At 41.1% G+C, this 15,076-nt stretch carries 17 protein-coding genes, 1 tRNA gene and 1 rRNA gene; 7 read left to right on the top strand and 12 right to left on the bottom strand.

The window, feature by feature from the left end; all coding sequences use genetic code 11:
• Positions 1 to 71, bottom strand: a 16S ribosomal RNA gene (locus tag V3595_RS17395); the annotation flags it as partial.
• Between the two features lie 435 nt (positions 72 to 506).
• Here V3595_RS17395 and V3595_RS17390 point away from each other — a divergent pair.
• Positions 507 to 692 carry a hypothetical protein gene (locus V3595_RS17390; protein ID WP_101223533.1) on the top strand — a complete coding sequence of 62 codons (186 nt, stop codon included), beginning with the start codon at positions 507 to 509 and terminating at the stop codon, positions 690 to 692.
• Positions 693 to 724: 32 nt separating this feature from the next.
• On the opposite strand, the gene V3595_RS17385 is transcribed toward V3595_RS17390, so the two are convergent.
• Positions 725 to 1,624: a DMT family transporter gene (locus V3595_RS17385; RefSeq protein ID WP_485908537.1), complete on the bottom strand. Its 900-nt coding sequence runs from the start codon at positions 1,622 to 1,624 to the stop codon at positions 725 to 727.
• 153 nt (positions 1,625 to 1,777) lie between these two features.
• Between V3595_RS17385 and V3595_RS17380 the strand changes: the two genes are divergently transcribed.
• The 4 genes from V3595_RS17380 (at position 1,778) to V3595_RS17365 (ending at position 6,052) form a co-directional block, all read left to right on the top strand.
• Positions 1,778 to 2,485: an MgtC/SapB family protein gene (locus tag V3595_RS17380; protein ID WP_101223535.1), complete on the top strand. Its 708-nt coding sequence runs from the start codon at positions 1,778 to 1,780 to the stop codon at positions 2,483 to 2,485.
• A gap of 584 nt (positions 2,486 to 3,069) precedes the next feature.
• On the top strand, positions 3,070 to 4,386 hold the full coding sequence (locus V3595_RS17375; protein WP_485908528.1) for a beta-propeller fold lactonase family protein: 1,317 nt from the start codon (positions 3,070 to 3,072) through the stop codon (positions 4,384 to 4,386).
• A 429-nt stretch (positions 4,387 to 4,815) separates the two neighbouring features.
• Positions 4,816 to 4,888 (top strand) — tRNA-Ala (locus V3595_RS17370).
• Between the two features lie 126 nt (positions 4,889 to 5,014).
• The gene (locus tag V3595_RS17365) at positions 5,015 to 6,052 is read left to right on the top strand and encodes a tyrosine-type recombinase/integrase (RefSeq protein ID WP_485908527.1); all 1,038 of its coding nucleotides are present in this window, start codon (positions 5,015 to 5,017) and stop codon (positions 6,050 to 6,052) included.
• Between the two features lie 37 nt (positions 6,053 to 6,089).
• Here the strand turns inward: V3595_RS17365 and V3595_RS17360 are convergent, their stop codons facing one another.
• On the bottom strand, positions 6,090 to 6,428 hold the full coding sequence (locus V3595_RS17360) for a YolD-like family protein (protein ID WP_485908526.1): 339 nt from the start codon (positions 6,426 to 6,428) through the stop codon (positions 6,090 to 6,092).
• 151 nt (positions 6,429 to 6,579) lie between these two features.
• Between V3595_RS17360 and V3595_RS17355 the strand changes: the two genes are divergently transcribed.
• A complete protein-coding gene (locus V3595_RS17355) occupies positions 6,580 to 7,308 on the top strand; it encodes a hypothetical protein (protein ID WP_485908525.1) in 729 nt (242 codons plus the stop codon).
• A gap of 42 nt (positions 7,309 to 7,350) precedes the next feature.
• On the opposite strand, the gene V3595_RS17350 is transcribed toward V3595_RS17355, so the two are convergent.
• Together V3595_RS17350 and V3595_RS17345 are read right to left on the bottom strand one after the other, a co-directional pair.
• Entirely contained in the window at positions 7,351 to 9,009 is a 1,659-nt protein-coding gene (locus V3595_RS17350; protein WP_485908524.1) for a phage tail family protein, read from the bottom strand.
• A complete protein-coding gene (locus tag V3595_RS17345; RefSeq protein WP_485908523.1) occupies positions 9,010 to 9,339 on the bottom strand; it encodes a hypothetical protein in 330 nt (109 codons plus the stop codon). It abuts the gene before it with no gap.
• Between the two features lie 351 nt (positions 9,340 to 9,690).
• Between V3595_RS17345 and V3595_RS17340 the strand changes: the two genes are divergently transcribed.
• Positions 9,691 to 10,656, top strand: a complete 966-nt coding sequence (locus V3595_RS17340; RefSeq protein WP_485908522.1) for a hypothetical protein — start codon at positions 9,691 to 9,693, stop codon at positions 10,654 to 10,656.
• Between the two features lie 41 nt (positions 10,657 to 10,697).
• Here the strand turns inward: V3595_RS17340 and V3595_RS17335 are convergent, their stop codons facing one another.
• The 7 genes from V3595_RS17335 to V3595_RS17305 form a co-directional block, all read right to left on the bottom strand.
• Positions 10,698 to 10,898, bottom strand: a complete 201-nt coding sequence (locus V3595_RS17335; protein WP_485908521.1) for a hypothetical protein — start codon at positions 10,896 to 10,898, stop codon at positions 10,698 to 10,700.
• 237 nt (positions 10,899 to 11,135) lie between these two features.
• Positions 11,136 to 11,420, bottom strand: coding sequence for a hypothetical protein (locus V3595_RS17330; protein WP_485908520.1), 285 nt, complete (start codon positions 11,418 to 11,420; stop codon positions 11,136 to 11,138).
• Between the two features lie 56 nt (positions 11,421 to 11,476).
• A complete protein-coding gene (locus V3595_RS17325; protein ID WP_485908519.1) occupies positions 11,477 to 12,250 on the bottom strand; it encodes a hypothetical protein in 774 nt (257 codons plus the stop codon).
• Positions 12,250 to 12,456, bottom strand: a complete 207-nt coding sequence (locus V3595_RS17320) for a hypothetical protein (RefSeq protein WP_485908518.1) — start codon at positions 12,454 to 12,456, stop codon at positions 12,250 to 12,252. Before V3595_RS17320 ends, V3595_RS17325 begins: the two co-directional genes overlap by 1 nt.
• A 510-nt stretch (positions 12,457 to 12,966) precedes the next feature.
• Entirely contained in the window at positions 12,967 to 13,098 is a 132-nt protein-coding gene (locus V3595_RS17315) for a hypothetical protein (protein ID WP_485908517.1), read from the bottom strand.
• Between the two features lie 145 nt (positions 13,099 to 13,243).
• Positions 13,244 to 14,131, bottom strand: coding sequence for a hypothetical protein (locus V3595_RS17310; protein ID WP_485908516.1), 888 nt, complete (start codon positions 14,129 to 14,131; stop codon positions 13,244 to 13,246).
• 238 nt (positions 14,132 to 14,369) lie between these two features.
• Entirely contained in the window at positions 14,370 to 14,813 is a 444-nt protein-coding gene (locus V3595_RS17305; protein WP_406594984.1) for a helix-turn-helix domain-containing protein, read from the bottom strand.
• Positions 14,814 to 15,076: the final 263 nt, after the last annotated feature.

The raw sequence follows: 15,076 nt of genomic DNA, 5'->3' as shown, positions 1-15,076 counted from the left end.
ATTCGCTCGACTTGCATGTATTAGGCACGCCGCCAGCGTTCGTCCTGAGCCAGGATCAAACTCTCCGAAGAAATGTTTGACTTGCTCATTTGCTTTTTTTTAATAGTGTGTGCTCACTTAAAATTTAACGTTGGCGCTTTGTTTTGTTCAGTTTTCAAAGAGCAATTCGCTGTCGTTTCTCTCAGAAGCGACCTCTATAATGTAACACATTCCGTCACGTTTCGTCAACAACTTTTTTTAAAATGTTTTTCACAGCTTGTTAGCTGTTTAAGTTGCTGTCTTAGCGACAAGAAATAATATACCATGTACTAAAAATGTTTGCAATATGTTTTTTAAAACTTTTTCAAAAAAAAACGTTTCACCTATTTTCTTCTTTATATTCTTTACACCAACACACCCTTATCCCTGCTTTCTGGGCCAAGCTCATGGTTTATGAATAAACGAAGCATATTTCCAAAGAAACACAAATAGTCATATATAGATATCTTTTTCCATGAGGTGAAGCAATGAATCTGCCATTAATCGGATTACTCATTTCTTACAGTATGACCCTTTACTTATTCAGTACCGCTTATTATGAAGCCATCAAGTTCAGCAGAGAAAAAGGCAAGGTGAATGGTACGACGTTTTTATTCAGCTTTACTTTCGCTTTGGTTTTCACACGGATCACCTATTTGTTTCACCCCTATTAAATAAAAGCAGTAAGTCGGGAGACTTACTGCTTTTATACGGAAACTTGCGCTTCTTCATGTACCTTGCTTTTCTTTTCATCTTTTAAGAACATCATCAAACCACCCAATATGATGGTACCTCCCAGGACCTGCGTCCAGAGTATCGGTTCATCTAATATGAAGTAAGCCAGAATTGTCGCTCCCACCGGTTCAAGTAAGATTCCCATCGAAAGCGTCGAAGTGCTTAACCACTTTAGTGACCAATTGAATAAAGAATGCCCCAATAAAGTCGGGAAAATCGCAAGCAAAACGAAATAGACCCAATCGGAAGCAGGATAAGGCGCCAATGCCTCTCCCTTGAAGATCACATAGAAAAACAATGCGGCAGCACTGATTGCATACACGACAAATGTATATGTTATAGAAGAGATACGTTTTCGAACATTTTGACCAAACAGTAAATAACCGGTTACCAGCGCACATGCAATAAGCGAAAGAATATCTCCCCAAAGCGCCATACCGCTAATTCTCAAATCGCCCCAGCTAATGACGAGGCTGCCTGCTATCGCAATGATGCCGCTCAATATCGCCTTCATTGAAAATCTTTCTTTAAAAAACAGGTAAGCTCCGGCAAAAGCGAATAAAGGCTGGAGGGTGACAAGCACAGTTGAACTCGCGACCGATGTGTAATTAAGCGATTCAAACCATAAAATAAAATGAAAAGCCAAAAACACTCCTGCCGCAATCGAATACAGCCAATCCTTTTTTTCAATGAATTTAAGTTCATGACGGTATTTCATCAAGAAAACCGGCAACATAAGTAGGACGGTAAATAATAAACGGTAAAAAGCGATAACACCCGATGGAGCGGTCGCCAATTTAACAAGGATGGCCGAAAACGATACGGATGCCACACCGATTGCCAATGCTACATAGGGATTTACTTTTGGCATTTGCACTCAAATTCCTCCTTTCAAACGGAATTACATTTCATTGAACTCTATTCTACTATGTTAAAATCATTAGGGTAGTTTTTTTTGAAAAACGGGTATATGGCAACAGACGATCTTATTCTTCGATAATAATTCGGAAGTGGTGAAACAAAAATGGAATGGACATTCGACCCTCAATCGGAACTGCAAATCCTTATCAAATTGGGAATTTCAGCTCTCCTTGGACTAATTATCGGACTCGAGCGAGAAATGAAACGAAAACCCGTAGGATTAAAAACAAGCCTGGTCATTTCAATCGTGAGCTGTTTATTAACGATCGTTTCCATGGAATCCGCTTATAAGTTCCCGGGGAGCGATGACGTAAATATCACAATGGATCCCTTGCGTCTAGCGGCCCAAATCGTTTCTGGCGTAGGCTTTATCGGTGCTGGCGTCATTCTCCGGCGGGACAACAACAGCATATCCGGTTTAACGACAGCCGCCATCATCTGGGGAGCTGCGGGAATCGGAATCGCCGTTGGAGCTGGATTTTTCCTCGAGGCCATAGCGGGCGTCATCCTATTGATCATAAGTGTCGAATTGGTGCCCGCAATCGTCACCTGGCTCGGACCGATGAAGTTACGGCAAAAAGAAATCTTTCTGCAGCTGGTCGTACAAAATAAAGATGACATTGCCGTCGTACTGAAAAAAATCAAAGACGAAAAAATATTCATCAAAAACCTTAGAATCAAAGATGTCGCAAATGACAATCACCTTTTGACACTTAAAGTACTGGTCGATCATAAAGTCAGAACATCGGAAGTGTATTACACCGTTTCCAACCTTAAGGAGATTGAAAGGGTAGAGATCGAAAATGCATAATTAAAAAACCGTTTGATTACCCTCAAACGGTTCACTAATAAAAGGGGTTCGGAATTAAAAATTCCGAACCCCTTTTGAAATTCTCTTTGAATTTTCCTCAATATTAAGAGGTTGAGCCTATACGAGTCCACTATGTTAGACCATTTTTGACCCTTAGCAAGTCCAATTGGGCATCTTTTTAAATTAATGGCTAAGTCTTGCCTGCATAAACCAATCGAAACTTCCGCAATCCTCAGGTTTTATCTCTAACATCAGAATCTAACACCTAATATGCATATATGGACATTTACTATCATCGGTCAGTGAGAAAGTCTAGTGTTACGTGTCTTCACTGTGGCCTAATCCATAGGGGTCCACTCTATACATTTATTTCAAAATAATCAAACCGATATCATTCTTTATACGTTTATATATAGTGAAAGAACAAACTCCGGCTTGATTAAACATTTTAAAGGAAGGTGGTTAGGACAACCAGCAAGATATTGACAGGGATATAAACAATTATCAAGAAAATAATTTTCCCGAGGTGAGTAATGTTTAAAAAAATGAAGTTAAAAAGTATATGGATTATACCCTTACTATTTGTGGTTTTTATACCAAATGTAATAGGTGCTTCTTCTACTAAAGATAAAAGCCAAGAGTTAGCGACAGGCTTTGACACCCACATCACCAACAATTCCCTTGCCGTAAGTCCAGACGAGCAAATAGCGATTGTATCGGATAGTCGTGAACAATCCATCCTGGTCTATGATCTTACCAAAGGCAAGTTGCGCAAAAAGATCGACGGCTTCGGTTCACCGAGAAACATCGTGTTTATTGATGGTGGCTCGGAGTTTGTCGTCTCAGACAGTACGCTCGGTACGCTTCGTTTTTACAGCTTAAAAAATCTCACCTTGAAAGATGAAGTTGTCGTTGGTCCAGGTGCATTTGGGACTGCTGTCAGTCCGGATGGTAAGACATTGTATGTGAACAATCAAGCACACAATTCCGTCACGGTCGTGGATCTGGAAAAACGAAAACCGATTGACGTCATTACCGGTTTCGCCCAACCAAGGCAAGGCATTAAAGTCTCTTCGGACGGAAAATATATCTTTGTCACGAACTTTCAAGGAGATAAAGTGTCCATCGTTGATGCCACCACTAAAAAAATCATTCGTGAAATTACAGGGTTCTCCAGTATTCGCGGAATCTCGATTACCGCTGATGGAGGAACATTATATGCCGCCAACAGCGGACGCAACAGTATTTCCGAAGTTGATACGCTAGACGGTAATATAAAGGGTGAAATCAAAGTGGGACGTGAGCCATACGGCGCGGCTCTATCGCCTGATGGTAAACTCCTTTTTGCAAGCAACAAAGCTGATAATACGATTGACGTGATCAATGTCACTGATCACCGTGTAGTTAAAACAATTGGGGGGTTCAAAGAACCAAGGCAAGCAATTGTCTTTAGCCATGATGGGGATCAGGCTTATGTATTAAATCGGGATCTCTCCATTGCACGTGTTGATGTTAAAACATATACCATCACGGATATAATTCAGGATAAGCCAAAAAAATATAAGCTTAAAATACTAGAATCTGACGAAGCAGGGAAGTATGTAGCAGATCAAGACGGAATGACACTTTATTATTTCACAAAAGATGATTATAGTTTCAGTAATTGCAAAGGCCAATGTCTTGAAATTTGGCCGCCATTCCATGCAGATAACATCATCTCTAATAAGGGATTCGCCAAAAAAGACTTTATAACAATCATAAGAGATGACGGACAAAAACAAACAACATATAAAGGGCACCCACTTTATTACTATGTGAAAGATAAACAGGCAGGTGATATAAATGGGCAAGGCGTCAATAATGTCTGGTATGTATTGAAGAAAAAGATTTTTGAGGAATAAGCGCAAGAACAAGGAATCAGGAACGCTAAAAAGTGGCACAAAGAACACCTAAAAACCGTTGCTATTTTTGAACAGATGAAAAAATATACCCAGAGATGTATTAACATGATCTCAAATTCAGTTCATTTAGCGGTAATGATTTTTTGCCTTTAATGACAGCTGGCTGCAGCTCTAATGTCGAAAAGCCAATGAAAAGAACCTTCCCTCCTTTCTTTCGATTCCGTTGGTGTAATGGTTACATTTTGCGGCAGGTCTTTTACATCTCAATCGTATAAACAAAAAATCTGTAGGTTAACTCGATTCATCGAGTCTATAGTCTGATCCGTTTGACTTGCCCTCAAACGGTTTTTTTATCATTTTTGCAAAAATCTCATATTTAATATTGACTTTTCACCAAAATCCGATAAAATAATTATTGTACCTCAATTCGGGGCATTAGCTCAGCTGGGAGAGCGCTACGCTGGCAGCGTAGAGGTCAGCGGTTCGATCCCGCTATGCTCCATATCCGCGGTATATCAACGTTTCGAAACGGTTATCACAGCCGCTGCGTAACGCTCATATATCGCACAGCGTAACGCTTCCTTATTCCTTCACTTTACGGTGACTTAATAAGGGGGCGTTTTTTGTTATGCACTCGGAAAATAGACGAGGCAAGAAAGTAAAAGGCACGCGGGTATCTGCCGCCAAGAGCAAGCAGTATTCACTCGAAGTACTTGTCGAAAAAGTAAAGAGCGTTAAGAAGTCGGAAGGTTTAGCGGATACTACAATATGGAGGTATCAGCACGCATTCAACTTATTAACGGAGTTCCTTGGCAGCGATGATGCCCGGAAATTAAATACGGACGTCTGTCGTGACTTCTCGACCTGGCTGCTCAACGATCGCGTTCAATTTGACGGACATAAGTATAAGAAGGATGCCGATAAGGTTCGCGGGTTATCTCCACGGACAGCAAACGATATCCTTAAGATACTGCGGACCGCCTTTCGATTCTTGGTTACGGAAGGTTTAGTCGCAGAAAATCCGTTCGAGGACGTTAGCAGTATTAAGCAGAGCGAAAAAGTAATCGATATCCTAACGGTCGACGAATTGAAGGCGTTATTAAATGCGCCTGAGCAACGTGATTATGCCGACTTTAGGGATTACGTATTAATGAACGTACTTACCGATACGATGGCGCGGATAAACGAAATACTCTCACTAAAGGTTACCGATGTTGATTTCTCGAGCCGGACGATAACGTTGCGGCCGGAAATTACAAAGACGCGCAAAGGCCGGTTCTTGAATATATCGAAATTAACAGCGCGATTAATGAAGGAGTTATTGTCGGAGGTCGCCGAATTTGAAAGCGAGTATATCTTCCTCGCTAACTACGGTGAACCACTTACGCCAAATCACTTCCGCCACCGACTCGCTAAATACGTAAAGATTGCCGGAATAAAGAAGAAGGTCCATCCGCATTTATTTCGACATACTGCTGCGACGTTATTCCTTGAAAACGGTGGAGATATCCGAAGTCTTCAAATAATACTTGGTCACAGCGATCTTCGTATGACGATGAAATATACGCATTTATCACGCCAAGCTGTCACGATTCAGCACGAACAGTTTTCAGCGTTAAACTTAGTTACCGATAAACTAAATAAACCACGTAAAATTAAACGGTAGTCAGGGCGGTCATTGCGGCCGCCTTTCTTCTATAAACCTACTCAAGTACCTCCACCGCAATTATGTCCGACATCTTAACACGTTCTACTTCGTCAGTTTCCGTTTTAAGCCGTACTTCCTTTTTTATAGGATCGACGTAATGAACGCGTCCAACAATTTCGTAATTAAAGCCGTCCACCCACTTCGTAATCTTCACCGCAAAATCATATTCCATTGAGTAGCAAATCCGCTGGTCGAACTCATCAAATTGAAACTCGTCAATAATCGGTTTTTGTTGGCGGTAATAATCCCTATCCAATTCACGCAGCATCTTCGTATATTCCGGTAGAAAGGCGGCCGGTGCCCACTTTAGTTTTCCGCGGTCACGTATTGTCATTTCCGTCATTCCCTTCGCTATGGATAATGATATTATAACACGAACACACGTTCCCTATTCAGATAAAAAAATTTTACTAAGCGAGTAATAGACTATTAAATACAATCCAAAAGATTGTACAATAGAATAAAATGGAAAAGGGAGTGAAGATGTGGATAAAATAATTTCTCAAATTACATCAACTCTTAAAGAAAGAGACTTAGGGACTACATTAAAACATTTTGAGGACATACCGAAATTAATAGCCCAAAAAAATTGGGAAGCAGCAAATGGTCAAATGCGAACCTTCTTAGAGTCCCTTTTCAATGATTTGTGTTTAATAATTCTAAACAAACCAAAAAAAGGCGGAAAAGCTCGTCAAGAACTCCAAAATGCTAAAGTTTTAACTACTGAACAAGCTAATTACATTTTCAGTTTCATGAAGCTTTCTCACGGAGAGGGTGCTCATGCGGGCCTATCTAACAAAACTGAAACTGAATACCGATGGTTAGGTTGCTTGTCATTAGCGCTCCTCGGGTGCTCATTCTTCCCTAAAATAGTCCGAGCTGCTGATGCCCTTATTAATGCCGGAATTACAGTTCCTGGTTTAGTAAAAATTACAGACACCTCTCTTAAAACAAAGTGTCTTACATGTGAAGAATCCCAATTACTAAGTCAATGTACTATTCACGAAAAAAACAAAGAGACTTTTTACATTTGTAAAAATGGTTGCCAGCCTATTGTCGTTATCGGTAAGCCTGGCGATACGGCTATTGAGGGTAGAGGGTTTAGATTGAAAGACTATGTTATTAGGAATCCTAACGACCTATTTATACTTGTGCCTAATTCCCCTCCTGTTCTTTTACCTAAATCACGAGCTGCTCTAAGAACATTTTTCTAATTCATATTTGAAAAAAGCCAGCCCGAAAGCCGGCCGTTATTGTTAAGCACCCGAAAGTCCGGCCTGCGTTACTTTCTTAACAAAGTAATCAAATAATTGATCAGCGTCTTTCTTTGATGAGCCCGCTCCGTTCAATGTAACGTTAAATTGGTACGTATTTCCTCCGCCACCTTTTCCGGAGTACGCCTTATTCTCCTGTTTAGTCAGGACACGTTCGCCCTTGTGAAGACTGGCGCCGTAACCATCGTAAGGAACGCGTGACAGACCGCCCGCATGTGACGTTTGTCGCCCTTGTCCTCTGGCTGCGCTATACTCCGGAGCGCTTGCGATGTTACCCCAGTTAACTTTCGGTACAATCGGAATGTTAACGCCTGGTATCTTATTAAGGACTCCGATCATTTTATTAACGCCGGAAATAACCGAGTTGACCATCGTACCGGCTTTCGACTTAATGGTATCAAAGTTTTGGTAAATAGCTACGCCTGCAGAAACGATGGATCCGAATGGTCCAAGTAGCGCTAGAACTGCGCCTTTTAGATATCCGAACTTATTCCAGAGTTCAATCGCTTTCGCCTTGACCGTGTCGAAGTTACGGTATACATAAATAATTCCTGCCGTTAAGGCCGCAAGAGCTATGACAATCAATCCGATTGGATTCGCTAAAAGCACGCCATTAAAAAGAGCCGCAGCCGTTGTGGCCCCGACATTCGCTATCTTATAAGCGTTCATCATCTTCGTAACTGTGCCAATGACAGACATTGCGACAAAGCCGGCTTTTAGTACGACGAGGGCTCCACTAAGAGCAATCACCGTTTCTTTAATTGGTGTCCAGTTGTCTTTTATCGTTGTTGCGAAACTTATTGCTTTTGAAATTATTGAGCTGAAGGTTTCTTCCGCCTTTATCTTGAAATTTGCGAACTCTTTACCTTCCATAAAAGTCGTAAACTTGTCGATAAACGGGCCCACTGAACTCAACGCGGATTCTCCAAGACCTACGAGGAATTGCTTCGTAGAGTCAACGAGCTTATTCCACTTGGCATAGGTTGTATCGTTTACCTTTCCAAGATATTGCGTATCAATCCCGATATCTGAAAGTACTGCGTCGAGGGCTCTTAACTTCTCGGCTTGATTGGCCGCATCTTTCAACGGTTGCACCTGGTCTTTCGTAAGGTTAAAACGATCCTTCAAGGATACTAAATCACCGCCAAGAGCTTCTTTAATCGCGAACGCAGCTCCTTCAAAGCCTTGCATAGGATTAAGATAACTTAAGCGTTCAGTAAGGTTAACCATCGTTTTAATCTCACCGGTGTTTTTCGTTAACGTTGCAAAGGATTGCGTCGATGATAAAGCATCTTGGTAGGTCATGACGCTATTGACCGCCTTGTTTTGAATGAAGTCGGAAAGCTCTTGCGCTGCCTTCGCGTCTCCACGAAACATCGCTTCCAAACTGACCTTGTTATAGTCAAGCTTCATCGCTTCACCGATCGTAGCGTTAAGCGCCTTCTGCGCACCAACAACGCCTATAATACCGGCCGCAGTCGCACCTAATCCCGAAGTGAAGCTCGATATACTCGACCTCATTTTACTTACGCCTTTACTTGCGTACTCAGTCTGTTTTTGAAACGTCTGCATTTGCTTCGAAATCTGGCTAATCGGTTTCGTCATATTATCTATGAGACTGATTTTCGCTTTTAAATCCATCTAACTCAACTCCTCCACTATCCTATTTGTAACAACATCGCCTTCGTCCCATAGTCGTATTGATTCGTCTAAATGACCTTTTTCGCCCATCTCGTCGCCTGCGTTGCGTGCTTTTACGTATAGCTCGACTTCCGCCAGGACTTTTAAGTGTGCTTGAATAATTTCGCCAAGTATCTTGTCATTTGCGGAAGCTTCAAACTGTCGTTTATACTTCGCAAGCTGGCGTATGACCGGCTTTGATATTTTGCCCTTATGTTTAATCAATCGATTAATTAATATCCCAAACTCAACAGTCCGACGTGCACGGGAAGCTCTCATTTCATCATTCATTATTTTTTCCACCTTTCGTATTGTACGTCCTATACTTAATTGAGTTCGGCGCAGTATTTTGATTCGTGTCCAGCGATGAGCTACGGCTGTCGACGACCTATTTATTACAAAAAAAAGACGCCCACAGGGGAACGGACGTCAATCTCAGAAGGCACTTACCCTCTTCGCTAGGTTAGCCATGACTAGCGTTCATCGGGCAACGCAAAAAAACCGGTCCGTGGTGGCAGGCGGCTTGGTTTTTGTTGAACTAAATATTTTTTATTTTCTTTGCATCAGACTAATGAAATAGTTATCTATATACCGCCAAAACTAGGTTATAATTGTAATTATTGTATAAGGATGTGATAAAGTTTGAAAAAATTCGCTTTGTTAGTAGGCAATGGATTTACGTTAGACTTCACTGTTCCATTAGGCCTTCATTCATCATTCCCACTAAGAAATTTTAATTCCCTTGACATTAGTTACGATAATGACTTTATGGATCACTTACCACACATAAAAGAAAAGTTATTCGGTAGTGACTTATCTGATTTTGAGGCAATAAAAAAATATATCTTAGCTTTCAAAGACATAGAAGAAGAGGAACGTGCATTAATTAATGCGGGAAAATTTGATTCTCTGCGGGATCCTAAATATAAAATTGCTAGAGATTCCCATGTCCAACTTCGTAGATTCTTAGCTATGGCATACTCTGTTTTCCAATTAAAAGTTGAACAATTCGATCTATCTAACTGGAAATGGGTTCAATGGTTACATGAAAATAAATCTAAATTATCTTTTGCTATTTCTTTCAACTACGATTTACTTTTAGAAAATGCTTTTTCTTTAGCAGGAGCCGACTTTTTTAGAGTAGGAACAAATGAATTCTATAAACGAATACCCTTAATTAAACCTCATGGGTCAATCGATTTTGATTTACCGAGTAATATGATTCATACGGATAATCCATGGGGTGTCAGTGCTACCTTAAATGATGCACAAATGGTACATATAGTACCTAAATCCAAGTGGTTAACTCCAAGAATAGAAGCTGATATTATCTCGCCTTCATTACATAACATTCAAATGCATCTTTCTTGGGTCAGAAGAATGTTTGAAATGTACTCTAAAGTAGTGAAAGAACTAGACACATTTGTTATTGTCGGCTGTTCTTATTGGGATGTAGATAGATTTGAAATTGATTATTTTTTAAGTCTTTTATCTAAAAGAACTAAAGTCTACATTGCAGATCCATTCCCAAATAAGGAACTAATAAAAAAAATTCAAGGTTTAGGCCTATCTTACAGAAAAATAAGCCCATCAGGCCTACCTTGGTAAATAACTCCCCACTGATTTATGGGTTAATAATCAAGTGGGGTTTATTCTAATACTACATAGCAATCATTCCATATAAATCCGTTTGCTCCTTCACAAAAAGTTATTCCATAAGGATTTTCCCTTGATTCTCTTACAATCCATACACTCCCGACCTCATAAGGTGTTTTGCCCCATCCTTGACAACTAAATTTAATCACTTTTATTTTTTCTCCTGCTTTAGCAATCCGTTTAACTTCCTTCAATTAGAACACCTTCTCTAATGACATTATATTACCAGTAAGTATTAAAGTAACTTGTTATATATTTTTAATACATTCAATGGTAAATCGATCTTTCCGAAGTTATCATCGTTAAAAGCCACACGCAAGACGCCATCTTTCGTGTCCCATTTATGCAGTCCTTAATTCATATGCTTATCGCTACTCATCAAACCCGCCCCATTTTATTTACGAAAAAAAAACGCCCGTATAATGGGCGCCCTACACTCTCGTGTCAAGGTCTTCCTTTGATATGAAGTACCAGGCGATTGTAGCGCCCGCGACTATTTCTAGTTTCTTAAATCGCATTGTGTTTTCGTCGAACTTTTCAAGGTTTTTTAATGTGAATGTTTCAATCTTGTTATCTTCCGTATAAAGTTTGAACGTAAGCGATCCGCCATTACACCCGACTACAAGGCCAACTTGGAAAGTCGGGAAGGTAAACGTTTTATTACCTTTTCCACTTCCTTGGCGAGCTGGCTCGATTCGATTGCCTTTTTCTCTCATAAACTCACTCCTCCCTTTTTTCGGTTTATATAAAAAAGCCACCCGAGGGCAGCCGTTTAATCGACTTCGCTTGCAGATTCCAAAATTACTTCTTCCTCAGTACGCATCGCAGTATTTAATCGCTCGGTGCCAGGGTATTCCTCGAAGAAAGCGTCCGGGTCGTTTAGATATTTCTTGGCTTCTGCGTGGACTTCAATCACTCTTTCCATTACGGCTAGGCCGAAAAACTTCTCGCCACTCATTCCCTGAGCTCGCTCCATAAGTTGCTCAGCTTCGATTACTTCTTCACCTTTTGCTTTGCGCTGAGTATGCTCAAACAAATCGACAAGTTTATTTTTGTCCTCTTGCTTGGCCTGCCCGACAACTGGCGCAATGATTGAAGAAAACTCAGCACGTACCTTATCAACTAACGCTAGCTCTTCTGTTCCCTCTACGAAATCATTAAGGATTTTGACCGCCTTTTCCGGAGTTGCCAGCATAACTGCCGTTTTAAGTTCACAGAATGACTTGTCGAATCTTTCAGCAATCGCTTTATCTACCACGTCTGGCTTTGAGTCGGCAACCTTTCTGGCTTCCTTTTGCGCTTCGCTCAGGAGACTGCGATATTGGTCCTGCTGAACCTTAGAGATTTTCATGAGCTCAACGGTCTTCCTTTCGGCCAATAATTCTTTCAGTTTGAATTTCCCACTGTCCGTTAAATTGCGATTTTTACTAATCTTATTAACCTCAACTCGGTATTCGTCTTGCCATTTGCGATAAACTCCTGTTGAAGCGTGTTTCAAGTCGTAAGCCTGCTCGATTTTTTCTCTAATTGATTGTAAGTTTGTCATTAAAATTCCTCTTTTCTTTGGTTTGGTTTTTTAAATTCTATTTCAGTGATTCTGCGAGTGTATTCGGCGATACTCCGGTGCTGCTTATCTATGAAAGCAACGTCTGGCTCCATGCCTTCCATCTCGTTAAGAATCGCCTGTCCTTCGAGAAGTGCCTTTGATATTGAGATTAATTCTAGGTATTCGAGTTGTTTCTCGGTAGACATTCGCAATTCCCTCCTGTCACGCTTTTAAAGTGTATAACTCCGACAAATAGGGTATTTATAGCCGTTACTCGTTTTTTGCATTTATAAAGCCTTACATATCAAGGGTTCCAGCGTCTCAATTCCGTGACGTTTGACGTCTTTCTTTTTGCTTTCTAGCCCTAGCTTTATCTCGGTCATTTAGCGCCCGACAATCATCACAATACTTCGCGGCGTTACCTCGCTTTTCGAACGATTCTCCGCACCGTTTGCAATCTGACAACTTCGGTTTTTCATTACGGAGAGCGTGTCCCTTCGGAAAAGTATCTACATACTCGGCATGAAGCTCCGGAACTGCTGGCAATACTGATCGAACAAAATAGCCGCAAACATTCCCAGGCATTGAATCCGTTTCAATCGCGACGATGCACTGGCCACAACGTTGAACAGCGCATGCTTCGTCTTTGTAACTAGCACACTCGTTTTTTGCAAGGCGCGATAATTTACTTCGCATTGATTTTACTTTGCGTTGATTCATTCGATTTCCCCTTCTCCTTCCGCTTCTTTCTCAGGTATATACTCAATTTGTCCGGGGCCCATGTAATACGCCTGCCTTTCCGAAACAAAACTATTGCCGTAGTATTCAGTAACAGTAATCAATTCCATCACACACCTCCGCTTAAATTTAGTTAACGCAAAAAAGCGCCCATGGCCGTTAAGCCTTGGAACGCTACTTATAAAATATTAAATAATAAATGATTGCATTTCCCTTTCTCCCCACTTACCTTAAGTATAGGTTAATATTGGACAACTATTTCCGTAAACGAGCTTTCATCCTTTGAATGTTTTTAACAAATGAATCATAAGAAACACCCATTTCCTTTGAAATTTGGCGATAATTCATTCGCTTGTGCGGGTATTTAGCGTAGAATTCTTCCTCTGTTAACTGTGAAACGTCATCTCTGATTATATTGTTTAGATTTATTAAAAGCCTTACTTGCGGTTTAGTTAGAAGTGGAGCCATTTCCGACAAGTCCGGAAAATTACCGTTTGTCTGAAAAATACACTGCATCACATCGTTATCAGTGAAATCGAAATCGTTCACTTCTTTAACGTAATAATATTCCCACTTACCGTTAACCCTCCTGCGGTTCATCCCCCGGCTTTTCGCCCTAGCTTCGAGGAAAGACGTATAAAACGCCTTACTAATATACGAAACTAATTCTCTATCGGACCTATCCGCGTCTGCTTTTTCGAAGGCATACCGTAATGCAGGCCGTGCCCACCCACCGAAACTCTCCTCGAATAGCCTACGTTTTTTATGGTCCTCTATTTTGTGCAACTCGTTGAAAAAGAATATATAATCCTCCAATGCGAGAGCACGTTCCGACTCCCAATGATTTTTAACCCTTTCCGGCATCGGCCCGTAGTTGTTCGCCCTGGTTAGCGTTTCCGAGACGCCGAAATACACCAGCAATTCTTGAAACTCGACCCATTTCGGATAATGTCCACGTCTAGCCTTACGTGCCAGGCGAAGATATGGCGTAACTTGACTGCTAACCTTTGCGGCGATATAGTCCAGCAGGTCATTCCGGCGCGGGTCCTCTAAATAGTTAATGTTTTTGACGCGTTCCTCAATTACATCGATAAGGCCTTCTGGGTCCGATTTAATCATTTCTCTGATTTTAGCGTTTTCCAATAATACTCACCCCTTTTTGCGGTTACGCGGTCAATTAGGTGTACGCATTAACTCTTTATTGTTCTGTTGAACTTCCTTTTTTACGAATAAGATATTAATAAATACAGCCCCTTGGCGTTCCTACGTTAGTAGGGGCGCAATCTTTTTAAATCTTGTTATTAAATCTCGTTAAGATAAATCTAGTTAACACCTAAGTAACACCTTTCGTACCCTTGATGATTAGGTGTACCATAGTCCATCATTCCGCGTACCCTTTCTCCAACCTCCATTGCCGCATACGATCTCGACCTTCCTGCTTTCTTTTTTCGCATCGCTGATAACTTTTCTGATACAGTTCCCAAGCTGCCGGAAATTCCCGATAGAAAGCCTCCTCATCTAGCGGAACTAGTGGTACGTAATAACCCTTTTCCGGAAAATCAATCAACTCGACTGCCTTCAAATCGTCCAAATGTCGGCTTGTTGTGTCAGGTGCCTTACCGTATTTGAGTGCCAATGTTTCGATGCTAGGAAATGCGTGCCCTTCAATCGGATTGTAGTAGTCGATTATCAACGCATACAAAAACAGCTTTTCGGCGCTCATACGCTCATGGTGAACATAGTGGCGTGCATCACTGGGTAACGGGATAAAATTGCGATCCCCTTTCGTTGGATTGCGCTTGTCAAAAATCTTTCTGTTCTCCATCTCGATTCCTCCTTAAATTTCGCGGAATTTTTCCGCCTACACTGTTTGACGCGCGAGCTTGCCTTTTTTCGCAGCTTTTTCGAAAGTTTTATACCTTATATAAATTAAAGTCACGTGAGAAGACCATTTAGCGCACCATTCTATACGTATGCCTCCCGAACACCCCCTTTCGGACATTCTCCTCAAATATTCTGTCGCGCGAGCATTCATTTCCGGACGCCTTTTCTAGGATTTTTAACCTTACGTAATTTATGACGTCATAG

Origin of the sequence: Bacillus sp. CFBP9009 (assembly GCF_036541465.1) — a bacterium.
GTDB lineage: Bacteria > Bacillota > Bacilli > Bacillales > DSM-1321 > Peribacillus.
This window is presented reverse-complemented; position numbering and strand designations above follow the sequence as displayed.